The organism is Corynebacterium sp. UMB6689 (assembly GCF_030215295.1).
In the GTDB taxonomy this organism is placed as follows: Bacteria; Actinomycetota; Actinomycetes; order Mycobacteriales; family Mycobacteriaceae; genus Corynebacterium; species Corynebacterium aurimucosum.
The window spans coordinates 1-333 of record NZ_JASOLS010000091.1; the positions used below are offsets into that span (position 1 = coordinate 1).

Sequence of the window (333 nt, forward strand, 5' to 3'; positions counted from 1 at the left end):
GCTAGGGTTTGTAGGCCTCCGTCTAGGGCCTCCCAGTCGTTGAAGATGCGGGCGCGCACCCATTTATCGATGCCGATCTCGTTGAGCGCGTGGCCGACCTCGAGGGCCTCATTAGAGGGCGTGTACACGCCGACCAGGTAGGGGGGTGTTTTCTCTACTGCGATAAACACCATCCGCGCGTTGGCTGAAACGTTTATGGCGGCCAGGCCTGCCGCGTACCATGCGGCGGACTGGTGGTATCCGAGTTGGAAGCAGGAGTGGCGGAACCCGGCGGGGGTGGCATCCCTAGTGGTTTTCAGGTCCACTATTGGCAAAAACCCGAGGGTCTCGTCT

The 333-nt window shown here is 61.0% G+C and carries 1 protein-coding gene; it reads right to left on the reverse strand.

Going from position 1 to position 333, the window contains the following annotated elements; genetic code table 11:
- Nucleotides 1-305: PD-(D/E)XK nuclease-like domain-containing protein (locus QP363_RS12790; RefSeq protein ID WP_284764764.1), on the reverse strand; the 305-nt coding region annotated here is incomplete at its 3' end.
- Nucleotides 306-333: the final 28 nt, after the last annotated feature.